This is a genomic window from Roseomonas acroporae (genome assembly GCF_023223525.1).
GTDB lineage: Bacteria > Pseudomonadota > Alphaproteobacteria > Acetobacterales > Acetobacteraceae > Roseomonas_E > Roseomonas_E acroporae.
The window spans coordinates 1-24,035 of the sequence record NZ_JALPRX010000031.1 but is presented as its reverse complement, the minus strand read 5'-3'; the positions used below and the strand labels follow the sequence as shown (position 1 = coordinate 24,035).

The 24,035-nt window shown below is 73.4% G+C and carries 24 protein-coding genes; 14 read left to right on the top strand and 10 right to left on the bottom strand.

The features are described from left to right. The first annotated feature begins 63 nt into the window (after nt 1–63). The 3 genes from M0638_RS08515 to M0638_RS08505 are packed head-to-tail and all read left to right on the top strand — an operon-like array spanning nt 64 to nt 2,480. Nucleotides 64–549 (top strand): flavin reductase family protein, encoded by a 486-nt coding sequence (locus M0638_RS08515; RefSeq protein ID WP_248666546.1) that lies wholly within the window; start codon nt 64–66, stop codon nt 547–549. A gap of 55 nt (nt 550–604) precedes the next feature. After that, nucleotides 605–2,083: a 4-hydroxyphenylacetate 3-hydroxylase family protein gene (locus M0638_RS08510; protein ID WP_248666545.1), complete on the top strand. Its 1,479-nt coding sequence runs from the start codon at nt 605–607 to the stop codon at nt 2,081–2,083. A gap of 16 nt (nt 2,084–2,099) precedes the next feature. Continuing rightward, nucleotides 2,100–2,480 carry a cupin domain-containing protein gene (locus M0638_RS08505; RefSeq protein ID WP_248666544.1) on the top strand — a complete coding sequence of 127 codons (381 nt, stop codon included), beginning with the start codon at nt 2,100–2,102 and terminating at the stop codon, nt 2,478–2,480. Between the two features lie 85 nt (nt 2,481–2,565). Here M0638_RS08505 and M0638_RS08500 read toward each other — a convergent pair whose 3' ends face one another. From M0638_RS08500 to M0638_RS08485, 4 genes are read right to left on the bottom strand one after another with little or no spacing between them, the layout of a single operon-like run. Then, on the bottom strand, nt 2,566–3,516 hold the full coding sequence (locus tag M0638_RS08500; protein ID WP_248666543.1) for a tripartite tricarboxylate transporter substrate binding protein: 951 nt from the start codon (nt 3,514–3,516) through the stop codon (nt 2,566–2,568). A 53-nt stretch (nt 3,517–3,569) separates the two neighbouring features. Next, nucleotides 3,570–4,355, bottom strand: a complete 786-nt coding sequence (locus M0638_RS08495; RefSeq protein WP_248666542.1) for an SDR family NAD(P)-dependent oxidoreductase — start codon at nt 4,353–4,355, stop codon at nt 3,570–3,572. A 46-nt stretch (nt 4,356–4,401) separates the two neighbouring features. Beyond that, nucleotides 4,402–5,433: a zinc-dependent alcohol dehydrogenase gene (locus M0638_RS08490; RefSeq protein WP_248666541.1), complete on the bottom strand. Its 1,032-nt coding sequence runs from the start codon at nt 5,431–5,433 to the stop codon at nt 4,402–4,404. A 15-nt stretch (nt 5,434–5,448) separates the two neighbouring features. Then, nucleotides 5,449–7,188 carry an acetolactate synthase catalytic subunit gene (locus tag M0638_RS08485; RefSeq protein WP_248666540.1) on the bottom strand — a complete coding sequence of 580 codons (1,740 nt, stop codon included), beginning with the start codon at nt 7,186–7,188 and terminating at the stop codon, nt 5,449–5,451. A gap of 95 nt (nt 7,189–7,283) precedes the next feature. Here M0638_RS08485 and M0638_RS08480 point away from each other — a divergent pair, with 95 nt between their 5' ends. Further along, nucleotides 7,284–7,970 (top strand): GntR family transcriptional regulator, encoded by a 687-nt coding sequence (locus M0638_RS08480; protein WP_248666539.1) that lies wholly within the window; start codon nt 7,284–7,286, stop codon nt 7,968–7,970. Nucleotides 7,971–8,171: 201 nt separating this feature from the next. Here the strand turns inward: M0638_RS08480 and M0638_RS08475 are convergent, their stop codons facing one another. Then, nucleotides 8,172–8,771 carry a Crp/Fnr family transcriptional regulator gene (locus M0638_RS08475; protein WP_248666538.1) on the bottom strand — a complete coding sequence of 200 codons (600 nt, stop codon included), beginning with the start codon at nt 8,769–8,771 and terminating at the stop codon, nt 8,172–8,174. A 305-nt stretch (nt 8,772–9,076) separates the two neighbouring features. Next, entirely contained in the window at nt 9,077–9,841 is a 765-nt protein-coding gene (locus M0638_RS08470; RefSeq protein WP_248666537.1) for an enoyl-CoA hydratase/isomerase family protein, read from the bottom strand. A 218-nt stretch (nt 9,842–10,059) separates the two neighbouring features. On the opposite strand from M0638_RS08470, the gene M0638_RS08465 reads away from it, so the two are divergent. From M0638_RS08465 to M0638_RS08420, 10 genes are all read left to right on the top strand, one after another. Continuing rightward, nucleotides 10,060–10,548 (top strand): MaoC family dehydratase, encoded by a 489-nt coding sequence (locus M0638_RS08465; RefSeq protein WP_248666536.1) that lies wholly within the window; start codon nt 10,060–10,062, stop codon nt 10,546–10,548. Nucleotides 10,549–10,657: 109 nt separating this feature from the next. Further along, entirely contained in the window at nt 10,658–11,617 is a 960-nt protein-coding gene (locus M0638_RS08460; protein WP_248666535.1) for a Bug family tripartite tricarboxylate transporter substrate binding protein, read from the top strand. 255 nt (nt 11,618–11,872) lie between these two features. Next, complete coding sequence (locus M0638_RS08455) at nt 11,873–13,267, top strand: aminotransferase-like domain-containing protein (RefSeq protein ID WP_248666534.1); 1,395 nt, start codon at nt 11,873–11,875, stop codon at nt 13,265–13,267. Between the two features lie 324 nt (nt 13,268–13,591). After that, entirely contained in the window at nt 13,592–14,035 is a 444-nt protein-coding gene (locus tag M0638_RS08450) for a RidA family protein (RefSeq protein WP_248666533.1), read from the top strand. A 16-nt stretch (nt 14,036–14,051) separates the two neighbouring features. Beyond that, complete coding sequence (locus tag M0638_RS08445) at nt 14,052–15,221, top strand: aromatic ring-hydroxylating dioxygenase subunit alpha (RefSeq protein ID WP_248666532.1); 1,170 nt, start codon at nt 14,052–14,054, stop codon at nt 15,219–15,221. Continuing rightward, the gene (locus tag M0638_RS08440) at nt 15,211–16,011 is read left to right on the top strand and encodes an ABC transporter permease (RefSeq protein ID WP_248666531.1); all 801 of its coding nucleotides are present in this window, start codon (nt 15,211–15,213) and stop codon (nt 16,009–16,011) included. The genes M0638_RS08445 and M0638_RS08440 overlap by 11 nt, the downstream gene beginning before the upstream one ends. Before the next feature lie 180 nt (nt 16,012–16,191). Then, nucleotides 16,192–17,346 (top strand): aromatic ring-hydroxylating oxygenase subunit alpha, encoded by a 1,155-nt coding sequence (locus tag M0638_RS08435; RefSeq protein WP_248666530.1) that lies wholly within the window; start codon nt 16,192–16,194, stop codon nt 17,344–17,346. A gap of 27 nt (nt 17,347–17,373) precedes the next feature. Then, on the top strand, nt 17,374–18,168 hold the full coding sequence (locus M0638_RS08430) for an ABC transporter ATP-binding protein (protein ID WP_248666529.1): 795 nt from the start codon (nt 17,374–17,376) through the stop codon (nt 18,166–18,168). A 102-nt stretch (nt 18,169–18,270) separates the two neighbouring features. Continuing rightward, a complete protein-coding gene (locus tag M0638_RS08425; RefSeq protein WP_248666528.1) occupies nt 18,271–19,113 on the top strand; it encodes an ABC transporter permease in 843 nt (280 codons plus the stop codon). Continuing rightward, on the top strand, nt 19,110–20,177 hold the full coding sequence (locus tag M0638_RS08420) for an ABC transporter substrate-binding protein (RefSeq protein WP_248666527.1): 1,068 nt from the start codon (nt 19,110–19,112) through the stop codon (nt 20,175–20,177). Before M0638_RS08425 ends, M0638_RS08420 begins: the two co-directional genes overlap by 4 nt. A gap of 138 nt (nt 20,178–20,315) precedes the next feature. On the opposite strand, the gene M0638_RS08415 is transcribed toward M0638_RS08420, so the two are convergent. From M0638_RS08415 to M0638_RS08400, 4 genes are all read right to left on the bottom strand, one after another. Beyond that, nucleotides 20,316–20,729, bottom strand: a complete 414-nt coding sequence (locus tag M0638_RS08415) for a GCG_CRPN prefix-to-repeats domain-containing protein (protein WP_248666526.1) — start codon at nt 20,727–20,729, stop codon at nt 20,316–20,318. 174 nt (nt 20,730–20,903) lie between these two features. Next, nucleotides 20,904–21,161, bottom strand: coding sequence for a hotdog family protein (locus M0638_RS08410; RefSeq protein WP_248666525.1), 258 nt, complete (start codon nt 21,159–21,161; stop codon nt 20,904–20,906). A gap of 216 nt (nt 21,162–21,377) precedes the next feature. After that, on the bottom strand, nt 21,378–22,082 hold the full coding sequence (locus M0638_RS08405) for a nucleotidyltransferase family protein (RefSeq protein ID WP_248666524.1): 705 nt from the start codon (nt 22,080–22,082) through the stop codon (nt 21,378–21,380). A gap of 309 nt (nt 22,083–22,391) precedes the next feature. Next, nucleotides 22,392–23,420 carry a GHMP family kinase ATP-binding protein gene (locus tag M0638_RS08400; RefSeq protein ID WP_248666523.1) on the bottom strand — a complete coding sequence of 343 codons (1,029 nt, stop codon included), beginning with the start codon at nt 23,418–23,420 and terminating at the stop codon, nt 22,392–22,394. Between the last annotated feature and the right edge of the window lie 615 nt (nt 23,421–24,035).

Sequence of the window (24,035 nt, the reverse complement as noted above, 5' to 3'; positions counted from 1 at the left end):
AAAGCTTTCTATATGGCATTAATACGGCGGGGCAACACGGGCTTCGGCGGAGGCAGAGCGGCGATGGACACGCGTCAGTTCCGGAACGCGCTGGGTCGGTTCGCGACCGGCGTGGCGGTCATCACGGCGAAGGGGCCGGAGGAGGCCCCGATCGGCATGACCATGAGCTCCTTCAACGCGGTCTCGCTCGACCCGCCGCTGGTCCTGTTCTCGGTGGATCGCCGGGCGAACAGCCTGCCCGCCATCCTGGCCGCCGAGGGCTACGCGGTGAACGTGCTCGGCCAGGACCAGCAGCCGCTCTCGGACCGCTTCGCCCGCGCCGGCATCGACAAGTGGGCCGGCGTCACGCACCGCCTCGGCCATGCCGAGGCGCCGCTGCTGGAAGGCGCCATCGCGCATTTCGAATGCGCCCCGCACGCTGTCCACGAGGCGGGCGACCATGTCATCGTCGTCGCGCGCGTCCTCCGCTTCGCGGCGTGCGACGAGGCGCCGCTGATCTTCTTCGGCGGCCGCTACCGCGGCCTGGCCGGGACCGCCAACACCCCCTGAACCGCCCCCCTGAACCGTATCCCCTGAACCGCACCCATTGGCAGGAGCACGATCCATGCTGAAGACCGGCGAGATGCACACGGCGAGCCTGCGCGACGGCCGCACCGTGTTCGTGAATGGCGAGCGGGCGGGGGACGTCACCACCCACGCCGCCTACCGCAACGTGGTGCGCTCGGTGGCGGAGCTGTTCGACTTCGCCGCCGCCCCGGCGAACCAGTCGCTGATGACCTACGAGACGGAGTCGGGCGGCCGCGCCAACCGCATCTGGCAATTGCCCGAGAGCCATGCGGACCTGCTCACCCGCCGCCGGGCGCTGGAGGCGTGGACGGCGCGGCATGGCGGCTTCCTCGGCCGCGCCCCCGACCACGTCGCCTCCTGCATCGCCGGCATGCACATGGGCCTCGACGTCTTCGAGGCCTTCGACCCGAAGCGCGCCGCGGCGCTGGCCGACTACTACCGCTACGCCCGCGACAACGACCTCTACCTCACCTACGTCATCATCAACCCGCAGGCCGACCGCTCGCGCAACGCGGCCGAGCAGAAGGACCCGTTCCTCTCGGCCGGCCTCGTCGACCAGGACGCGGGCGGCATCACCGTGCGCGGCGCCAAGATGCTGGCGACGGGCGGCATCATGGCCAACGAGGTGTTCGTCACCTGCATCCAGCCGCTGCAGCCGGGCGAGGAGCGCTACGCCCTCTCCTTCGCCATCCCGATCAACGCGAAGGGCGTGAAGCTGCTCTCGCGCAAGTCCTACGAGCAGGGTTCCCCCTCGGTCTTCGACAACCCGCTCTCCTCCCGCTTCGACGAGAACGACGCGGTGATCTGGTTCGACGACGTGAAGGTGCCCTGGGACCGCGTCTTCGTCGCCGGCGACCTCGCCATGTGCCAGAAGCAGTTCCACGCCACGCCGGCGCACGTCTACCAGAACTACCAGGCGATGATCCGCCTCTCGGTCAAGCTGCGCTTCCTGGTCGGCCTCGCGCGCCGCATCACCGAGATCAACGGCATCGGCAACTTCCCGCAGGTGCGCGAGACGCTGGGCCAGCTCGCCGCCGAGGCCGGCATGGTCGATGCGCTGGTGGCGGCGATGGAGGTCCGCGGCGCGCAGCGCGGCCGCTACTTCGTGCCGCACCGCCACACCCTCTACGCCGCGCAGACCCTGACGCAGCAGCTCTACGGCAAGGTGCTGAACACGCTGCGCGAGCTGGCCGGCGGCGGCATGATCATGCTGCCCTCCTCGGTGCAGGACTTCGCCAACCCCGAGATCGCCGGCCTGATCGCGCGGACGCAGCAGTCGCCGGCGGCCGGCGCCGAGGAGAAGGTGAAGTTCTACAAGCTGGCCTGGGACGCGGTGGGCTCCGAATTCGCCTCGCGCCACGCGCAGTACGAGATGTTCTATGCCGGCGCCACCTTCGTCACCAAGGGCCACTCGCTGCGCACCTACGACTGGGACGCGGCGACGGCGCTGGTGGACGGCATGCTCGCCGGCTACGACCTCGCCGACGAGCTGCCCCCCGCCGCCGACGCCGCCTGAATCGAGGAGCATTCCCATGGCCATCAACAAGGCACACGACGAGTTCCACGCGCTCGACATGGCGCAGGGCTGGGAGGTGCCGCCGGGCTATCCCGCCGGCATCCAGCAGAAGATCCTCTCCGGCGCGCTGGACGAGGCGAACCGGCGCGGCTCGCGCACCCGGCTGCTGCGCTTCCAGCCGGGCGTGTTCACCACGAAGCCCTTCGTGCACGAGTACTGGGAGGAGGTGTACCTCGTCTCCGGCGACCTCACCGTCGGCAACGACGAGCAGGGCCGCGGCGGCGAGCGCTTCGCCCCCAACACCTATGCCTGCCGGCCGCCGGGCGCGGTGCACGGGCCGTTCCGCTCCGACGATGGCTGCCTGCTGCTGGAGATCCACTACTTCGACCCGGCCTGAGCGGCCGGGCGGCGCGGCGGCGGCCACGCCGGCCGCTGCCGGCACGGGACCGCGGCCGCCGGACCGCGGCGGGGCGTCGCGCCGCCTACCGCCGCCCCTCGCCCGTCGGCAGCAGCGCGAGCGCCTCCCGCATCGCCGCGTGGTCCCTGACCAGCATGGCGCGGTATTCCTCGCCGGTCATCGTCGCCGGGTCCACGCCGAGGCGGCCGAAGGCGTCCCGCAGGGCCGGCGTCGCCGTGGCCGCCTGCAAGGCCGCTTGCAGCCGCTCCACCACCGCCGGCGGCGTGCCCTTCGGCACGGCGAGGCCGAGCCAGGAATCGATCGCCACGTCGTAGCCGGCCTCGCGCAGCGTCGGCACCGCGGGATGCTCCGGCCAGCGCACCGGGCTGGCCGAGGCCAGCAGGCGCAGCTTGCCCGACTCGATCTGCGACAGCACGTCCGAGGGGTTCTGCACGATCACCTCGACCTGCCCCCCGAGCAGCGCGACCACCGCCTCGCTGCCGGAGCGGTACGTCGCCTGCTCGAAGCGCGCCCCCGTCCGGCGGCCGAGCTCGAAGAGGGCGAGGTTGTTCGGCGGCGACGGCGCGCCGAAGAACACGCTGCCGCGCCGCGCCGCCGCGACCAGGTCCTGGATGGTCCGGTACGGTGAATCGGCGCGGACGACGATGCCGTAGCGGTAGCGGCCGAAGGCGCCGACGAAGGCGAAGTCGTCGAGCCCGTAGCTCACGCTCACCATGTGCGGCGCGATCGCCATCGAGGCATAGGTGGCGACCGCGACGTTGTAGCCGTCCGGCTTCTGCTGCGCGACATAGGCCGGCCCCAGCGTGCCGAGCGCGCCCGGCCGGTTCACCACCACCATCGGCCGGCCGAGCCGCGACGACATCTCGCGCGCCAGCTCCCGGCTGGCCGCATCGGTGTTGCCGCCGGCGCCGTAGTTCACGGTCAGGATCAGCTCGCGCTCCGGCCACGCCTCGGCGCGCACCGGCGGCGCGGCGGCACAGGCCAGCATCGCCCCAAGCAGCATTCTGCGCTGCATCGTTCCTCTCCCTGTCATGCCCGAATGGAACCGGCCGCCGACCGGCGGCCGCGCTACGGCATGTAGCTGCCGCCGCCGACGTCGATGGTGGTGCCGGTGAGGTAGGCCGCCGCGTCGGAGGCGAGGAAGGCGACCACCTCGGCCACCTCCGCCGGCTCGCCGAGCCGGCCGAGCGGGATGCGGGCCAGGAAGGCCTCGTTCATCCCCGGCGCGGCGCCGGCCACCATGTCGCTCATGATCCGGCCCGGCGCCACGCTGTTCACCGTGATGCCGTCCCGCCCCAGCTCCGCCGCCAGGTTGCGCGCGAAGCCCATCAGCCCGGCCTTGGAGGCGCCGTAGTAGGCGCCGGTGATGCTGCTCGGCACGTGCGCGGCCTGGCTGGTCATCATCACGATCCGCCCCCAGCCGCGCGCCCGCATCACGGGGATGCAGCGCTGCGAGAGCAGGAACGGCCCGGTCAGGTTCACCGCGAGGACGCGGTTCCACTCCTCCAGCGGGATCTCCTCCACCGGGCGCTTGCGGCCATCCACCTTGGGCGAGACGCCGGCGTTGTTGACCAGGATGGCGAGCCTCTCCCACCACGCCCCCAGCGTCTCCGGCAGCGCCGCGACCGCCGCCGCGTCGGCCACGTCGAGCCGGATGGCGCGCGCCTCGCCGCCGGCGTCGCGCAGCCGCGCCGCGGTGTCCTCGACGCCATCCAGCACGTCGGCCAGCACCACCGGGTGCCCGGCGGCGGCGAGCCGCGCGGCGATGGCGGCGCCGAGGCCGCGTGCCGCGCCGGTGACGAGGGCGACGTGATCGGCCGCCCCGCCGCCGGAATTCTCTGTCGCTTCGCTCATGCGATTCCTCCGTCGCCTCGCTCGTGGGAGGCCTCCGTCGCCACGCTCAGGGGATCAGCATCACCTTGCTGGCGGCGCGCTGGCGCGCCAGCTCGAAGCCCTCCAGCCCGCGCGACAGCGGCAGGCGGTGGGTGATCATCGGCCGGAACGCCTCGGGCTCGCGCGCCAGCAGCGCCAGCACCTTGTCCCAGCTCGCGCGGGAGGTGCCGTGGCTGGCGCGAAGCTGGTGGCGCATGCGCACGAATTCGGTCAGCGGCAGGGTGAGCGGCGCGGCGTGGATGCCGGCCGCGACGATCACGCCGCCCCGGCGCAGCACGGCGAGCCCGTCATTGATGCTCGCCGGATGTCCCGTCGCCTCCAGCACCACGTCCACCGGCGCGCCGCCGGTGAGGCGCAGCACCTGCCCGGCGAGCGGCGCCTCGGCGACGTCGACCAGATCGGCGAAGCCGAGCGCGCGCAGCACGTCGAAGCGCGGCGCGTCGGCGCGGCCGGCGACGATCACCCGCGCGGCGCCGGCGGCGCGCGCCATCAGCGCCAGCCCCTGGCCGATCGTGCCCGGGCCCAGCACCAGCACCGTGTCGCCCAGCCCGACCTCGCCCACCAGCACCGCCTCGCAGGCGACGCCGAGCGGCTCGGTCAGCGCGCCCAGCTCGGTGTCCACCGCCGCCGGCAGCACCAGGCAATTGGCGGCCGGCACGGTGAGCCGCGCGGCGAAGCCGCCGTCGCGGGTCAGGCCGATCGTCGCCTTGCGGGTGCAGCCGCGCGGCTCGCCGCGCCGGCAGGCGTCGCAGCCGCCGCAGGCCACCCAGGGGATGACCGTGACGCGCGTGTCCGGCGCCAGCCCGGCACCCGGGCCGGCGCGCAGCACGCGGCCGGCGAATTCGTGCCCCATGGTGAGCGGCAGGTGCGGCACCATGAAGCCGTAGCCCTCGGTCCACTCGTAGGCATGGACGTCGGAGCCGCAGATGCCGGCGGCCTCCACGGCCACCGTCACCTCGCCGGGACCGGGCGGCGCCGGCTCCGGCGCCTCCCCGGGCACGAGGCCGAAGCCGGCCCCGGTCTTGCGCAGCGCGAGCATCGCCGGGCTCCCCGCTCAGAACGGCTCGGGGACGTGGCCGCCGTAGAAGGTGATGGGCGGGCTGGCCTCGGGGTCGGTGATCACCTCGATCAGGCCCGGCTCGCCCGAGGCGAACGCCGCGTCCAGCGCCGCGCCGACCGCCTCGCCCCGCTCGACCCGCACGCCGCGCACGCCGCAGGCCCGCGCGATCGCCGCATGGTCCACCTCGGCGAAGTCCACGGCGATGGTGTGGTCGCCGAACTTCACGTCCTCGGCGTGCTTCTGGTAGCCGAGGATGCCGTTGTTCAGCACGATCAGCGTTACCGGCGCGCGCAGCCGGCGCAGCGTCTCCAGCTCCGCCCAGGAATGGCCGAAGCCGCCATCGCCGACGAGGCAGACCACGCGGCTGTCCGGCGCCGCGACCTGCGCGCCGATCGCCAGCGGCAGGCCCCAGCCGAGCCCGGCCAGGCCGCGCGGCGTCAGGAAGCGCTGCCCGGCGCGGCGGGCGGTGAGGTAGTTGGCGATCCAGATGGAGGAGTAGCTGGCATCCGCCACGGCGATGTCGTCCGGGCGCAGGCGGCGGTCCAGCTCCGCCATCACCCGCTCCGGCCGCACCGGCCCGCCGTCGCGGCCGCAGACCCCGGCCACGGTGCGGCGCCAGTCCGCGACGCCTGCCGCGATCTCGCGCTCCAGCGCCGGCCGCGCCGACTCCCGCGCCGCGAGGTCCTGGCGCCGCAGCGCCGCGTGCAGCGCCGCGAGCGTCAGCTTCGCGTCGCCGACGAGGCGCAGCGCCTCGTAATTGCGCCCGACCTCCATCGGGTCGGCGTCGAGGTGGATGAAGCGCGCGCCCTTCGGGAACAGCTTCCAGCTGTCGGTGCCGTTCTGGTTGGTGCGGCTGCCGACCAGCAGGATCACGTCGGCGCGGTCCACCATCGGCCGCAGCGCCCGGGTGCGGCTGCCGCGCCCCATGAAGTAGCCGACGATGCCGAGGCTGAGCGGGTGCGTCTCGTCCACCGCGCCCTTGCCCATCACCGTGGTCGCGACCGGCAGGTGCGCGTCCTGCTGCAAGGCCGCAAGCTCGGCCGCCGCGTCGGAGAGATGGACGCCGCCGCCGGCCACCACCAGCGGGTGCCGCGCGCCGGCCAGCAATCCGGCGGCCGCCTCGACGGCGCGCGGATCGGCGGCGGCGCGGTCCAGCGGGTAGGTGCCGAGGCTGGCGCGGCGCGGCGAGGGCGGCGGCGCCGCCTCGGTCAGCAGGTCGGCCGGCACCAGCAGCACCGCGGGGCCGGGGCGGCCCGAGGCGGCGGCGGTGAAGGCCATGTCCACGTAGTCCTCCAACCGGTCGGCGCGCTCGATGCGGCGCACCCACTTCGCCACCGGCTCGAACAGCCTGATGTGGTCGAGGTCCTGGAAGGCGTTGCGGTCCATCGCGTCCCGCGTCACCTCCTGCACCAGGGCGACGATCGGCACCGAGACCTTCAGCGCCTCGGCCAGCGGCGGCACCAGCAGGGTGGCGGCCGGCCCGTTCTGCGCGGTGACGACACCGACCTTGTGCGAGATGCGGGCGTAGCCGTCGGCCATCGTCCCGCCGGCATTCTCCTGCCGGTACACCTTCTGCTCGATCCCGGCATGCGGCGCGGCGAGGTGGAAGGCGGAGGGCAGGCTCTGCCCGAAGGTCAGAGTCACGCCGTGGCGGGCGAAGGCTTCCGCCAGGCGCAGGGCGACGGTGGCGTTGGCGGAGCCTGCCGTCGGGGACAGGGCGGCGGTGGCGGGCATGGGCGGTCTCTCCCGGAATGATATTTGATGCTTGATATTTGTTATATCAAATTTTGGCGCTGGTCCTGTCAAGCGGCCTCGCGCAGAACATCCGCATGAGCGACGACCTCACCCTCATGCCCGTCGGACGGGACGAGAACCTGGCGGGCAAGGTCTACCGGCAATTGCGGCAGGCGCTGATGCGGGGCCGGCTGCGCCCCGGGCAGCGCCTGGTGCACCGGGTCGTCGCGGCGGATCTCAAGGTCAGCCTCACCCCGGTGCGGGAGGCGCTGCTGCGGCTCGCCTCGGAGGGCGCGCTCACGCTGGATGCGCGCGGGATCGCCGTGGTGCCGCACCTGCCGCCCGAGCGCTACGCGGAGATCCTCGCGCTGCGGATCGAGTTGGAGGGACGCGCGGCCGAGGCCGCGGCGCGGCGGGCGGACCCCGAGGCGGTGGCGGCGATGGCGGCCATCCATGCTCGGCTGGCCGCCGCCAAGGCGGCGGGCGCGCTGGAGGCGGTGCTGGCGGAGAACGAGGCCTTCCACTTCGCGCTGATCGAGCTGGCCGCCATGCCGGTGCTGGCGAAGCTGGTGGAATCGCTCTGGATGCAGTGCGGGCCGACGATCCGCCTGCGCTACGAGCGGCCGGCCGGGGCGCCGCCCGGGCAGCATCCGCACCTCGCGCTGCTGGCGGCGCTGCGCCGGCACGACGCGGCGGCGGCGCGCGCCGCCATCGTCGAGGACCTGCAGGGCAATGGCCGGGTCCTGCTCGAGCTTCTCTCCGGCCGGGCGGATCCGGCCTGACGGGACCGGGGCCACGGCCGAGGCCGGCGCGCGGCTCGCGGCCGTGGACGGCGTGACGGGAATGGCGCCAGCGGCACCGCCACGCCGACGGCCGAGTCCGGCATCGTCCGTGACGGGCGGGCCGGAACCGCCCGGCGCTCCGCCCGGCCCGCCACCGCCCGTCCCATGCCGCCGGGAAGCGCGCGGCGGCCGCGGCCGGCGTCAGGCCGGGATACCCGGCCCCTTCGCCCGATCGTCCTGCCTCGCCTGCTGCCGCCGCTTGAGGCGGGACAGGTATTGCGGCGTGATCGCGAGATAGGAGGCGATCAGATACTGGGGCAGGAGCTGCCAGATCCCGGGCAGCTCGCTCAGCATCCTGTCGTACCGCTCCTCCGCGGTGAGCACGCGCAGGCCCATGTAGCGCCTGTGCTTCCGGTTGAAGGCATCCTCGACGAGCCGCGCATCGAGGCGCAGCCAGCCGGGATGGCGCGCGAAGGCCGCGCGACGCAGCTCGTAGGGCCAGGCGATGACCGTGCACGGGGTCACCGCCTCGATGCAGACGTCGGACGGCAGCCCTCGGGAGACGCCGTGCAATGCCAGAGCGAAGTGGCCGGGGAGGATCAGGTCCAGGACGACCTTCTCGCCACGCTGCGACACGCTGTAGACCTGCAGGATGCCGCTCTGCAGGAGGCCGACCTCGTGATGCGTCTGGCCGATCCGGCAGAAGGCGTCGCCAGGGCGCAGGGCACGCTGCTCGCCGAGGCCGAGCATCCACTGGATCTCCTCGTCCGGGAGATCCGACCGGCGAGCGATGTAGTCCACGATTCCCTGCATGACCGCCCGTGCCGCCTCGCCGCGCAGAAGAGCCGGAGACCGGCCCCGGCGACGCGCATGATTCCGGAGACATCGGGACGACGCAACGGAACGGGCGGCAGGGTGGCGCCGCGACCGGGCTTTCCCGCTCGGCGAGCGGCACGCGCGCGCGGGAGGATCGTCTTGGGATGCGGCGATCCGCGCCCCGGATTCATCGCCCATCGCCGCGAGGCGGCCCGCGGCATCGATTCTCGTATCCGGCCAGGGCACGGCGACGGCGATCCAGCGGCCGCCGGCGCGCGGGGCGCGGCCGCTCAGGATCGCCAGGACGGCGGACGCTTCCCGACGAAGGCGCTCAGACCCTCCCGGCAATCCTCGGTGCCGGACACCACGGAAACGAGGTCGACCGCCCCCGCCGCGCCCTGCCGGTAGCCGTTGTCCGCCGCGCGGAGGAAGGCGTCCCTGCCCAGCCGCATCAGCGCCGGCGACTTGCCCGCGAACACCGCGGCGAGCCTGCGCGCCTCGTCGAGCAATTGCGGCGCCGGCGCGTGGCGGCTCACCAGCCCCATCCGCACGGCTTCCGGCACGTCGAACACCCGGCCGGTGAACAGCAGGTCGAAGGCGTGGTAGCGGCCGACGAGACGCGGCAGGTGCGTGTAGTGGATCGCCGGCAGCAGGCCGATGTCGAGCTCCGGATAGCCGAAGGTCGCGTCGTCGGCGGCCACGATCATGTCGCAGGTGATGGCGATCGACATGCCGCCGCCGCGCGCCGCGCCGGCGATCGCGGCGATCGAGGGCTTGCCCAGCGCGGCCTGGCGCTCGCCCAGCTCGACGTAGAGCCTGCCGACCAGCGCGTGCCTCTCGGCGGGCGAGCGGTCGAGGAAGGAGGCGAGGTCGATGCCGCCGCAGAAGCGCCCCGGTATGGCGCTGGCCAGGATCACGGCGCGGACCTCGGGGTCCCGCCGCGCCCGCTCCAGCGCCTCGAACAGCGCGTCCAGGAAGGCGTCGGTGATCGCGTTGACGGGGGCATGGTCGAAGAGGATCTCCGCGACGCGGTCGCGCACCGAGTACGCGATCATCGGCCGGCCCGTTCCCCGCCGCGCCGGGCCCGGCTTCCGGTCACGCCGCCAGCCACGCCGCCGGTCACGCCACCAGTCACGCCGCGCATGCTGCCACCATCGTCCCCTCCCGGCGGGCACGTCGTTCCGACGCTCTTGACCTGGCCCGCCGGAGAGCCTGATAGAGAGCCGGTTGCGTGTCGACGGAATTTTCGGCGCGTGCCGCAACGGGGATGGAAATGGCCGATTTCGACCCCGCCGCGCACCGGCTGGTGGCGGCGCAGCGCTGGTTCGAGGATTTCGCCCTGGGCGAGCGGTTCCTGCTGCCCAGCCGCACCATGACGGAGGCCGTCTTCCTGGCGTTCCAGGCGGCCAGCGGCGACAACCACCCCGTCCACTACGACGTCGAGTACTGCCGCCGGCACGGGATGCCGCACCTGCTGGCGCACGGCCTGCAGACGCTGATCCAGACCGCGCCGGGCGCCGGCCTGTTCCCGCATCTCGTCGAGGAGTCGCTGGTCGGCTTCGTCGAGCAGTCCAGCCGCTTCGAGAAGCCGGTCTTCGCCGGCGACACGCTCTATCCGGCCCTGGAGGTCGGCGAGCTGACGCCGCAGCGCAGCACCGGCATCCTCGGACTGCACAGCACCGTCCACAACCAGCGCCGCGAGCTGGTGCTGCGCGGGACGATGCGCTTCGTCATCCGCAGGCGCCCGGCCCGCCCGGGGTGAGGGCTGCGCCGCGGCCGCGGCGCCCCCGGGCGTGCCCCGCCTCTCGGACAATTCCCGGCCGGCGAACGGCCGCGGCGCCGGCATGGCCCGGCCGACAAGGGAGGCTCGAATGATCCGACGCCGCGACCTGCCCGCCCTCGTGGCCGGCCTGTCCCTGTCCGTCCCCTGCGTGGCGCGCGGTCGGGATGCGCCCGTCACCCTGGTCGCGCCCTTCCCGGCCGGCACGGTCACCGACAACGTCGCGCGCACCGTCGGCCAGGCCATGCAGGAGACGCTGGGCCAGCCCGTGATCGTCGAGAACCGCGCCGGGGCGCAGGGCACGCTCGGCGCGGCGCATGTCGCCCGCAGCGCGCCGGACGGGCAGACGCTGCTGGTCGGCTCCTCGATGATGTTCGTCGCCCGCAGCCTCTACCGCTCGCTTCCCTACGACCCGGTGGAGAGCTTCGCCTTCGTCTCGGGCATCGGATCGACCTCGATGATGCTCATGGTGGCCCCGGCCTCGCCCATCCGCACGACCGCCGACCTGATCGCCGCGGCGGGGCGGCGGGACAGGCCGCTGACCGTCGCCTACGGCTCGCCCAGCGGGCAGCTCACGCTCGCCCTGTTCACCACGGCGACCGGGACCAGCCCCCTGCCCGTCAGCTACCGCGGCATCCCGCAGAGCCTGACTGACCTGGCGGGCGGGCATGTCGACGTCGCCATCGTCGATCTCGGCAGCGGCATCGCCCAGGCCAGGGCCGCCGGCCTGCGGCCGATCGCGATCTCGGCCGCCCGGCGCAGCGCCGCCGCGCCGGAGGTGCCGACCCTGCAGGAGGCCTTTCCCGGCATCGGCACCGCGCTGGAGACCATCATCGCCCTCCAGGCGCCGGGCGGGACGCCGGCCGAGGTGGTGGCGCGGCTGGACGAGGCGGTCCGGGCCGGGCTGGCGAGGCCCGAGGTGCGGCGGCAATTCGCCCTCCTCGCCACGACGCCGCTGCCGCTCTCCGCCGCCGGGCTGGCGGACCGGGTGGCGCAGGACAATCCGCGTTGGGAGGCGCTGATCAGGCAGGCCGGCATCCGGCCGGAATAGAGCATTTTCAAGCTGAGCGTCCTCGCTCAGCGGCTCGAAAAATGCGAAAAATCAAAAGGCTGGAGCCGTTCCAGCCTGATACAATCAGGCTGGAACGGCTCCAGCCGCCGCGCGCCGGTGGGCGCCGCCCCGCGCCGCGCGGCCGGCGGCGCCTCCCGGGAGCGAGGCGGCGTGCTGACCCGGGCGCGGGCGATGCGGACATTCGCGGGCAGTCGCGGTTGACCGATTCACACACCGCTGCATACAAGCCCGCCGATGCAACCGCCCCCCTGGCTCGCCCTGCTGCCGGCGCTCGCCGGCCCGCGCTACCTCGCGATCGCCGAGAGCATCGTGGCCGCCGTGCATGCCGGCACGCTGCGGCCCGGCGACCGGCTGCCGCCGCACCGGGACCTGGCGCAGTCGCTCGGCCTCAACGTCAGCACCGTCACCCGCGCCTACGCCGAGGCGCAGCGGCGCGGGCTGACGCGCGGCGAGACCGGGCGCGGCACCTTCATCACGCTGCCGCCGGGCGAGGACGGGCCGAGCAGCCTGTGGAAGGGACTGGCGGCGCCCGGCTTCGTCGACCTGTCGCACAATTTCCCGCCCACCGCGCCGGCCGACAGCGCCGCCGCCGCCGTGGAGGCCGCGCTGCTGTCCGGCCCGGACCTGCGCCGCCTCCTGCCCAGCCAGACCGGCGCCGGCCTGCCGGAGCACCGCGCCGCCGGCGCCGCCTGGCTCGGGCGCTTCGGCATCCCGGCGACGGCCGACGACGTGGTGGTGACCAGCGGCGGGCAGCACGGGCTGCTGCTGGCGATGGCCGCGCAGACGCGGCAGGGCGATCCCGTGCTGACCGAGGAGCGCGGCTTCTACGGCCTGAAATCCGTGGCCGCCATGCTGGGCCGCCCCCTGGTGCCCGTGCGCATGGACCAGGAGGGGCTGATGCCGGACAGCCTGGACGCCGCCTGCCGGCGCACCGGCGCCCGGCTGCTGGTCTGCGCGCCCACCCTGCACAACCCGACCACGGCGACCATGCCGCTGGAGCGGCGGCACGCCATCCTGCGCGTCTGCGAGCGCCACGGCCTCGGCCTGGTGGAGGACGACGTCTACAACTTCCTGATGGAGACGCCGATCCCGCCCTTCGCGGCGCTGGCGCCGGAGCGGACCACCTACGTCACCAGCGTCTCCAAGGTGATCGGACCGGGCTGGCGCATCGGCTTCCTGCGGGCGCCGCGCGACCTGTCGCACCAGATCGGCACCGCCCTGCGCGCGACGACGCTGATGGCCTCCACCATCGCGGCGGAGATCGTCGCGCGCCTCGTGCGCGGGCAGGCGCTGGAAGGGGTGGCGGCGCGGCTGCGGGAGGAGATCCGGGCGCGGCAGCGCCTCGTCGGCGCCACGCTGGGGGTGCCGCAGGCGCTGCGGCACCCCAGCGCCTTCCATGTCTGGCTGAAGCTCGGCCCGCGCTGGACCGAGGATGCCTTCGTGCGCGCCGCCGAGGCGCGCGGCGTGGGGGTGACGCCGGGTTCGGTGTTCGAGGTCGGGCCGCTGGTGCGCGACGACGCGGTGCGCATCTGCGTCAACGCGGCCGCGTCGCGCGAGGTGCTGGAGCGCAGCCTAGAGACGCTGCGCGCGTTGTTCCTGGCGCAGCCGGCGGCGGCCGCGGGCGGCTGAAGGGGCGCCGGCGGCCGGCGGCGCGGCCGGGGCACGGCCCGGCCCGCGGTCCCTGCCAGCCGCGGCGCGGCCGGCCCGTGCCCTGGTCCCGACGGGGGAGGCAGGGATTGTACGGGCCGGTGTGTGAATCCGCGCCCGACGCTGTGCAGACGCCGGGCACGCTGCTCCGGGCATCGCCAGCGCCCCCGCCGCCGGGTCCGTCCCGCCGCGACGGGGCCGCGGGGTGGAGCGCCCGCCATCCCGCCCGCGCCGGCCGGCGCCCGTTGCACACGGTCTGGCATGGCCGATGCATACAAGTCCCGGGCAGCCCCGCCAGGACCGGACATGCCCCCAGACACCAATCTCGGCCCGGCCCAGGCCGGCGACACCCCGCCGCTGTTCCACATGGTCGCGGGCGGGCCGCGCCCCGTGGCGCCGTTCAGCCACGCGGTGGAGCACGACGGCTGGGTGTTCGTCACCGGCCAGATGCCGGACAGCGTCGCCGAGCCCGGCGTGCTGCCCGAGGGCATCGTGGCGCAGACGCGCAACGTCATGGCCAACCTGGACACGGTGCTGCGCGGCCTCGGGCTGGGGCTGGAGCACGTGCTGATGGCGCGCGTCTACCTGACGCACTTCGCCGAGGACTACGGGCCGATGAACGAGACCTATCGCGGCTTCTTCCCACCCGACCGGCTGCCGGCGCGCACCTGCATCGGCGTCACCGGCCTCGCCTACGACGCCCGCATCGAGATCGACCTGGTGGCGCGGCGGCCGACGAACGCCGCCTGAACCGGAGGAGGCAGCCATGGCGCAGACCGAACCGGCCGAGGACCCCGGCGAGCTTCCCTACCGCCGGCACGGCATCCCGGCGCTCGGCTTCGAGAACTACTGGTACCCGCTGCTGCTGGCCCGCGAGGTCGGGCGCAGGCCGAAGGCGGCGCGCCTGCTCGGCCGCGACATCGTGCTGTTCCGCGACGCCGGCAAGCTGTTCGCGCTGGAGGACCGCTGCCCGCACCGCGGCGTGAAGCTCTCGCTCGGCGCCTGCGAGTACCGCAACAGCGGCACCATCAGCTGCCCCTACCATGGCTGGGTGTTCGACGGCGCCTCCGGCCGCCTCGTCGCCGCCCTGATGGACGGGCCGGACTCGCCCATCACCCGCAAGGTCGGCGTCCGCTCCTACCCCGTCCGCGAGCATGCCGGCATGATCTGGCTCTGGCCGGGCGAGATGGCGCCGACGGCGCTGGAAGACGACGTGCCGGAGTGGGTCGGCGACCAGAACCGCTTCTTCTCCATCCCCATGTACACCGACTACAGGTGCAACTGGCGCGCGCTGGTGGACAATTGGGGCCAGGACCACCACGCGCAGTACGTCCATCGCAGCTCGCCCGAGCTGCTCTTCCAGCCCGTCCTGCCCTTCGCCCTGACCCTGGAGCCGACGGTGCTGCCGGGCAACAAGGGCATCGCCTTCAAGCGTTCCGGCGGCATGACCAGCGCCGAATTCCCCGGCCTCGGCCGCTTCCCGAACAACGAGTGGTGGCGCGTGATGAAGCCCACCGGGCGCGGCAACGTGCGCGGCTTCCAGGAGAGCAAGGCGCACCGGGTCTACGGCATCAGGAACCAGTCCGAGGTCTGGCTGCCGGGGCTGGTGGTGGTCGGGCGCCTCAGCGGCGAGTACGCGCTGATCCAGTGGGCGGTGCCGATCGACGCCGGGACCACGCGCTGCTTCAACATCAACAATTTCCGCCGGCTGGGCCGCTGGCGCGAGATGCTCGACCGCGTCCACTACTGGCTCTGGCGCGGCTGGGCGCACGACCGGATCTTCTCCGACCAGGACAAGGTGCTGGTGGAGGCGCTGGTGCCGGGGCCGGAGCGCCTGTCCAGGAGCGATGTCGGCGTGATCTACTGGCGGAAATTCGCGGGCGCGAATGCCCGCCGGCCGGACCGCCCGGCCGAGGCCGCGCGCGATGTCGCCTGAGGCCGCGCATCGCTGGCGGCGGCGGATGGCGGCGCTGCTGCCGCCGGCGCTGTTCCTCGCCGCGGTGCTGTCGCTGTGGGAGCTCGCCGCGCGCCGCCTGGGTCTCGATCCGCTGATCCTGCCGGCGCCGACCGACATCCTGGCGCAGCTCCTGGCCGGCTTCCGCAGCGGCCTCTACCCCGTGCACCTGGGCGTGACGCTGCTCCAGGCCGGGCTCGGCTTCGTGCTGGCGGTGGCGGCCGGGGTCGGGCTCGGCGCGCTGGTGGCGCGCTCGCCGCTGCTGGAGCGCACCCTCAACCCGTTCCTGATCGCCTTCGAGGCGATGCCCAAGATCGCGCTGGCGCCGCTGGTGATCGTCTGGTTCGGCTACGGCATCGGCTCCAAGGTGGTGCTGGCGGCGGCGATCGCCTTCTTCCCCGTGCTGGTCAGCACCATCCTCGGCCTGCGCGCCTGCGAACCCGGGCGGATCGACGTGCTGCGCGCGCTGGGCGCCACGCCCGGCCAGATCTTCCGGCTGGCGCGGCTGCCGAGCGCCCTGCCCTACATCTTCGCCGGCGTGAACGTGGCCGTCGTGTTCGTGCTGCTGGGCAGCATCGTCGGCGAGTTCGTCGGCGCCAAGCAGGGGCTCGGCACGCTGATCCTCTACGCCAACGAGAACCTGGAGACGGCGCAGACCTTCTCGATCCTCGCCGTGCTGGCGGCGCTCGGCCTGCTGCTGCATCTCGGCGTGGAGGCGCTGCGCCGCCGGCTGCTGTTCTGGGCGGAGCCGGTGGAATTGCCGAGGGCGTGACCGGATGGCGCCGGCGGCGGCACGGCCGGGTGGCAGCCCGATAGGTGGCACGCGCCACGCAGCAGCGCGGGGCGCTGGCACGAAACCTGCTGGGTTCGGGCGGGATGCCGACAGGCACAACGAAGCCGACGGGCAAAACGAAGCCGACGGGCACAACGAAGGAGCGGCCGAATGCGCGCGATGACGGAACCGGATGACCTGTTCGATCCCCGCCATTTCCTCGGCGTCCGCCGCTCCTTCGACCAGGCCGAGACCCTGCCGCCCTGGTGCTACACCTCGCCCCGCTTCTACCAGCGGGAGAAGGAGCGCATCTTCCACCGCTACTGGAACTGCATCGGCCACCAGAGCCGCGTGCCCGAGCCCGGCAGCTACATCACGCTCGACTACGCCGACGTGCCGCTGATCGTGGTGCGCGGCAAGGACATGCAGGTGCGCGCCTTCATCAACTCCTGCACCCATCGCGGCTCCATCATCCTGGAGGGCGAGGGGCAGTGCAACGTGATGAAGTGCCCCTACCATGCCTGGGCCTTCTCGCTGGAAGGCGAGCTGGTCGGCACCCCGCTCTTCGAGGAGAGCGACAGCTTCCGCAAGGCCGGGCACGGGCTGAGCCGGATCCGGCTGGAGGTCTGGTGCGGGCTGATGTGGATCAACCTCGATCCCGACGCGCCCGACCTCCTTTCCTATCTCGGCGACCTGCCGGAGCGCGTGGCGCCCTGGAGGACCGACGAGATGGTCTGCGTCGCCCGGCGCGAATTCCCGGTCCGCTCCAACTGGAAGTTCTACGCCGAGAACTGGAGCGATGGCTACCACGTGCCCTTCGTCCACCAGACCACGCTGAACAGGAAGCGGGTCTCGAAGCGGGACTTCCACGACCCGGCGATCCACCTCGGCAACTACCTGATGCACTACACCTACTTCAACGGCAGCCGTGGCACGCCGGAGGGGCAGAGGAAGTTCCCCGAGCTGGACCTGCCGCCCGAGCTCAAGATCGGCACCTTCTTCCCCTACGTCCACGCCAACGCGATGATCGGCTTCGCGGTGGACATGGTGAGCTGCACCGAGATCCATCCCGAGGGACCCGGCAACTGCCGCCTCTTCACCACCACCATGGTGCCGAAGTCCACCACGCAGACGCCGGACTTCGAGGAGGTGCTGGGGCTGTACCTGAAGTACGCCGACAAGGTCCGCGACGAGGACGTGATCGCCGCCGAGCGCCAGCAGCGCGGCGCCGAATCCGCCTTCAACCGGCCGGGCTGCTTCACGCCGCAGGACAGGCTGGTGCACGACCACGACCTGTGGATCCTCGACCGCGTGGTCGGCAACGCCGCGCCCTGAGGGCCGGGCGCAGGGATGGAGGCCGGGATGTCGGCATCGCTGATCGCCGTCCGCGAGCTGAGCAAGGTCTACCCCACCGCGGGCGGCGAGCGCGTGCAGGCGCTGTCGCGCATCACGCTCGACGTGGCGCCGGGCGAGTTCGTCTCCCTGGTCGGCCCCTCGGGCTGCGGCAAGACCACGGTGATGCGCATCCTGGCCGGGCTGCTCGGCGGCTACACGGGCAGCGTCGTGGTGGGCGGGCGGGCGCTGCACGGGCCGAGCCGGGACATCGGCGTGGTGTTCCAGGACGCCAACCTGATGCCCTGGCGCAACGTTCTCGCCAACGTCATGCTGCCGGTCGAGGTCCTCGGCCTCGACCGGAAGGCCATGCGGCCCCGCGCCGAGGCGCTGCTGCGCCTCGTGGGGCTCGCCGGGTTCGAGCGCAAGCTGCCCGGCGAGCTTTCCGGCGGCATGCGCCAGCGCGTCGCCATCGCCCGCGCCCTGGTGCACGACCCCGCCATCCTGCTGCTCGACGAGCCCTTCGGCGCGCTCGACGCCATGACGCGCGACAGCATGAACGTGGAGCTGGCGCGGATCGCCGCCGAGGCCGGCAAGACGGTGTTCCTGATCACGCACTCCATCGCGGAATCGGTCTTCCTCAGCGACCGCGTGCTGGTGATGTCGAGCCGGCCCGGCCGCATCGTCGACGCCATCCCGATCGAGCTGCCGCGCCCGCGCGGCCTCGACATCATCGCCGCGCCGGCCTTCGCCGCCACCGTGCTGCGCATACGCGGCCTGCTGGAGGAGGGCGGCGCCCCGGCCACGGTGACCCTGGCCCATTGAATCGGGCCCATTGAATCGGGCCCCGCCGAGCCGGCGCCCGGAGGTCCGGACCTCGTCCGGGGTCCGATGCGCCGGTCCGCCGGCATGACGGAGGAGACCGCGATGCTGCAGGCCACCGCCTCCCGCCTGCCACGCCCGCGCGCCATGCCCTGGCCGGCGCTGCGGGCCGCCCTGCGGCGCCGGCCGGAGCTGCTGCTGACGCCGCTGCTGGCGCTGGCGCTGCTGCTGCTCTGGGAGGCGGCGGTGCGTGGCGGCCTGGTCGGCCGCTTCGTGCTGCCGGCCCCTTCCGCGGTGCTGGTCGCGCTGGGCGCGGGGCTCGCCGACCTCTCCCTGCCGTGGCACGCGCTGGTGACGATGGGCGAGGCGGCGGCGGGCTTCGCCATCGCGGTGGCGGCGGGCCTGGTGGTCGGCACGCTGGTCGCGGAATTCCGCATCCTGGAGCGTGCCGTCTATCCCTGGCTGGTCGCCATCCAGACCATGCCCAAGATCGCGCTGGCACCGCTGCTGGTGGTCTGGTTCGGCTTCGGGCCATCCTCCAAGATCGCCGTCGCGGCCGTCATCTCCTTCTTCCCGGTGCTGGTGACGACCCTGGCCGGGCTGCGCGGCTGCGACCGCGGGCAGCTCGACGTGCTGCGCGCGCTCGGCGCCGGGCGGTGGCGCTGCTTCGCCAGCGTCCGCCTGCCCAACGCCCTGCCGCAGATCTTCTCCGGCCTCTCGATCGCCGTGGTGTTCGCGATGACCGGCGCCATCGTCGGCGAGTTCGTCGGCGCCTCGGCCGGGCTCGGCTACCTCATCGTGCAGGCCAATGCGCGCATGGACATCCCGCAGGTCTTCGCCATCCTGCTGGTGCTCGGCGCCATCGGCGTCCTCGCCTACGCCCTCGTGCAGGCGGCGCGCCGCCGCCTGCTGTTCTGGTCCCCGCAAGCGGAGCCGAGCCGGACATGACCCAACGCCGTACCCTGCTGACCGGCGCCCTCGCCACCGCCGGCCTCGTCGCCGTCGTGCCGGCCTGGGCGCAGGCGCTGGTCAGGACCAGCTTCGGGCCGACCACCACCGACATCTCCACCGGCCATGCCGGCCATTCGTCGCTGCCGCAGGCGCTCGGCTACTGGCGCGAGGAGGGGCTGCAGAGCGAGGTGTTCGGCATCGCCGGGAACACGGCCGGGCTGCAGCTCATCTCGGCCGGCAACATCGACTTCATCAGCATCGTCGGCGAGGAGCTGATGCAGGCGCAGGTGCGCGGCATCCCGCTCCGGGCGGTGTACATGCACGCGCGCCAGCCCATCTCGCGCATCGTCGTCACCAAGGCCTCCGGCATCGCCTCGCTCGCCGAGCTGAAGGGCAAGGCCGTGGGCATGCCGGTGCTCGGCCCCTCGCCCTATGCCGCGGCGATGTTCAAGGAAGCCGGCATCGACATGCAGAAGGACATCCGGCTGGTGGCGACCGGCACCGGGGCGCCGGCGCTGCTGGCGCTGCGGCGCGGCGACATCGCCGGCTGGATCTCCTGGGACACGGCGGTCGCCGGCCTCGAGAACCGCGGCATGGAGTTCACCGAATTCCGTCCCGGCTACTTCAACGAGCTGTTCGGCAACGCCGTGATCGCGCGCGAGGAGATGATCCGCGACAGGCCGCAGCTCGTGGTGGGCATGTGCCGCGCCATCGCCAAGGCGGTGCATTTCGGCCTGGCCAACCCCGATGCCGCCATCCGCATCCACTGGCGCGCCTATCCGCAGACGAAGCCGCAGGGCGGCGACGAGGCGAGGCTGCTGGAGGAGGCGCGCCGGGTGTTCCTCGCGCGCTTCAACAGCTATGCGCTGAACGGAGTCGCCAATTACGGCGAGAGCCTGCCGGCGCAGTGGAAGCGCGTGGCGGACCAGATGAAGGAGGCCGGCGAGCTGCCGCAGGATTTCGACCCGGCGCGCGCCTACACCAACCAATTCGTCGAGCAGATCAATGCCTGGGACCGCTCCGCCGTCGAGGCGCAGGCGCGGGGCTGGACGGGCAACTGAGCGGGGCCGGTGCGGCGCCCGCGTCGATCTCCGGCGGGGCCGCCTGGCCGTCCATCGCCGATCGGCGACGGGATCGTTGCTGCCCGGCCGTGCCGGTGCCGGCCGGGCCGCGAGAGGGCCGCGGCGTCGCCCTGCCGCCTACTGCCAGCCGCCGTCCGGCAGCCGGCCGTGATAGGGGGTGTCGCGGCAATGCCCCCACGGGCCGCGCCAGAAGCCGGGCGGGCAGCCATTGCCGGCGTAGTAGGCCGGGGGCGGGGGCGGCGGCGCGTAGTAGCCGGGCACCGGCCCTGCCCAGCCGCCATGGCAGGCGCCCCAGGGGCCGCGCCAGCCGCCGGGACCGCAGCCATCGGCGACCCGGATGACCGGCGCCGCAGGCCGGCCGCCGGCATCGTCGGCCCAGGCGACGGCGGGGACGAGGAGAGACGCCGGCACGGCGGGCGGCGCGGCCGCCACGCCGGGCGTCCCGTGCGGAACGCCCTGCGCCAGGACGGGCGTGGACGCCAGCGCCCCGAGGGCCAGGGCGGCGGCGAGGAAGAATGTCGGTCGACGCATGGCACCGAACCTTCTGCAGCCGGGCGGCGGATCGGGGATCGGTCCGGAGGCCGGCGGAAGGATCAGGCCACCGCCGCGATGGAGCCGTGACGCTGCCGGGATGAAAGCCGCGTCAGACTTCCGGGGACGGGCGCGGCCGCGTCACCGGAAGGCCGGCCGCATCCGCGGGGCGCGTCACCGGCATCCTCCCGGCACGCGCCGGTGCACCATCATGCCGTTCCCGCCTTCCTGCACCGTGTCGCCGCGCCGCGTGCGCAGGTCGAATCCCAGCGCGACGATGCCGCGGTCCGCGTGCCGCGTCGGCCGCAGCGCCGTGACCTCGACCGATGCCTGGATCCGGTCTCCCGCCAGGATCGGCCCGGCGAAGCGCCGGCCGAGCGGGGCGATGGCGGCGAGCCGCGTCTGCGCCCGGTTCTTCGGCCCGTCCGCCATGGCGAGCCCGAGCAGGCCATGCGCGGTCCGCGCGGGATGGACGAGCGAAGCGCGGGCCGCCCGCCCAGGAGGCGCGCTGGCCCACCTTGTGCTCCCCGCGGTCGCGCGCGACGCCGGGGCGGTCGAGAGCGACCAGCGGGTCAGCAGCGCGCAAGCGCCGGCCGGTTGCGGCGCGACACGCTCACGATGCAGGCCGCGGAAGCTTCGGCGGGTGCCTCAGCGGGTCGCCCAGAGCGGGATCAGGTCCTGCGCCGCCGCGAAGTCCTCCGGCGTCCCGATATCGAGGAATTCGCCCTCGGCGGTGTAGGAGCGCACGTCCAGCTCGCCCGGCTCGGCCAGCAGCGCCGTCTCGAGCGAGAAGCGCTCCGGCTGCGGCCGGACCTGCGGCATGTCGCGCCGCATCACGTAGATGCCGCCGTTGATGAGGCCCGGTCCGCTGCCGCCCTTCTCGGCCACGCCCGTCACCCGGCCGTTCCGCGTCAGGATGCTGCCGTACCGGCTCCGGTCGGGCACGCGGCGCACGGCCAGGACGAGGTCGGCCTCCGGGGCCAGCGTTGCCATGGCGCGCAGGTCGGCCTCCAGCCACGTATCCCCGTTCAGGACGATGGCCCGTTCCGTCGTGCAGGCGCCCAGCGCCGCGTAGGTCGCGCCGCCGGTGCCGAGCGGCGACTCCTCCTGCACGTAGTCGATCTCCATCCCCGCGTGCCGCTCGCCGATGGTGTCGCGGATGACGTGGCCGAGATAGCCGGTCGAGAGCACCACGCGCGCGACGCCGGCGCGGGCCAGCCGGTCCAGCAGCCAGGCCAGGAAGGGCCGGCCGGCGACCGGCGCCATCGGCTTCGGCACGTCGCTCACCACGCTGCGGAGCCGTGTTCCCAGCCCGCCGGCGAGGACCACGGCGTCGAGACCGAGCGGCTTCATGGCCGGCACGGCGTGGTGACGCCGGACAGGGCGCCTCGTGCAGGAGCAGGCATGCTGTGTCCTTCAAGGATGCGCGGCGCGCCGCCGGCCGGCGAGCGGGGCGGAATGCCGCAGGAGGTGTCCGTACCGCGGCGGGGACCCTCCCCGACGGCGGGACGGACCTCGGCACGGGGGCGCCGCGTGGGAGGCTGCGCGCGGGGCGGCCCGGGCCCGTGGCCCTGCCGGCCCGCGGCGCGCGCTATCCCGCGCCCCGGCGGCGGGCGCCGCGGCGCCCCGCGGACGCCGCCCCGACGATCAGCGGACCGACGATCAGCGGACCGACCATGCGTTGGCGCCTTCCGCCGTGAAGACAACGGCCGCGACGCGGCATCCCCGCGCCTCCAGGCGCGAGATGATGGTCGGCTTCTTTTCCAGCGGGCAGAAGAACATCATGAAGCCGCCGCCGCCGGCGCCGGACACCTTGCCGGCATAGGCGCCGGATTCGGCGGCGATGTCCCAGAGTTCCTCGATGTGGGAGTTGCTGATGCCCGCGGCCATGGCGCGCTTCGACTGCCAGCCTTCGCGCAGCACCTCGGCCATGCCGTCCAGGTCGCCGTGCAGCAGCGCCTCCTTCATGGCGACGGCGTTCGCCTTGAGGTTGTGCATGGCGTCGATGGACTTCTGCACGCCGGCGAGGACGTTGCTGCGCTGGTCCTCGATGATGCGCGCGCTCTCGCGGCTGACGCCGGTGAAGCAGACCAGCATCCGGGCCTCCAGCTCGCGCACCGTGTCGGGCTTGATGCGCAGCGGGTTGACGATGACCCGCTCGCCGGCGGTGAACTCCATGAAGTTGAAGCCGCCGAAGGCCGCCGCGTACTGGTCCTGCCGGCCGCCGGCCAGGGCCATGTCCTCGCGCTCGATCTGGAAGGCGAGGCGGGCGATGTCGTACTCGCCGAGCGGCAGCTTCAGGAGCTCCTCGTAGGCCTGGATCAGCGCGACGACGAGGGTGGAGGAGGAGCCCAGGCCGGAGCCCGGCGGCGCCTCGCTGTAGGTCTGGATCGTGAGCGGCAGCGGGCGGCCGTGGTGGAATTCGCGCACGATGCGGTCGTGCACCGCCTTGACCAGGTCCAGCACCCCGTCGCGCGGCATGGGCGAGCCCGTCGCGGGGTACCGGGCGGAGAGGCCCGTATCCGCGCTCTCCAGCACCACCTCGCTGCCGCCGGAACGCAGCGTGACCCAGGCGTGGCTGGCGATGGTCGCGTTCAGCACCGCACCGCCGTACTCGTCCATGTAGGGCGAGACATCGGTGCCGCCGCCCGCGAGGCCGAGGCGGAAGGGAGCTCGTGCGCGTACGATCATGAAGCGACCCTGACAGAGTTGAACACTGCCGCGGCCGGTGCCGCGGCGGGCGACCGGACGTGGCGGATCCGCGCCCCGCGGCGACAGGTGGCGGCATGGTCCACCGCGTCCCGTCCCGTGCGGGTCGGGGCCGGTGCGCCTTCCCCATGGCCGGGGCCGCCCCGGCGCCCGGAGGCCGGCGGGAAACGCGGACGCCCGTCCACGATCGCCACGTGCATCATGCTCCGTTCCCTGTTCCGTTTTTCTGGAAAGACAAGAACGGGCGTCTGCCCGGCCGCGCGAAGCGGTGCATCCTGCCGGCATCCTGGCGCGGATTGGTCATATGCTCTACCACTTCTTCACGGATTACAACGTCGGAAGGCCATTCCACGGTGACGGATCGCGTGGCATCTTCGTTACGGCCCACGCATACGGCTTCCTGTACCATCGCAGTATTCGCCACGGCGACAGGAAGCATCGCCGCACGGATCGTCCGTGATACTCCCGGAAAATCCGGACACGAATGAGCGCAACAACCATCCGGGACGGGAAATCCGGCGCGGTGGGCGCCGTGGGCCCTGGTCCGACCTGGATCTGGTCCGACCTGGGTCCGGTCAGGGGCCGGACCCGGGCCGG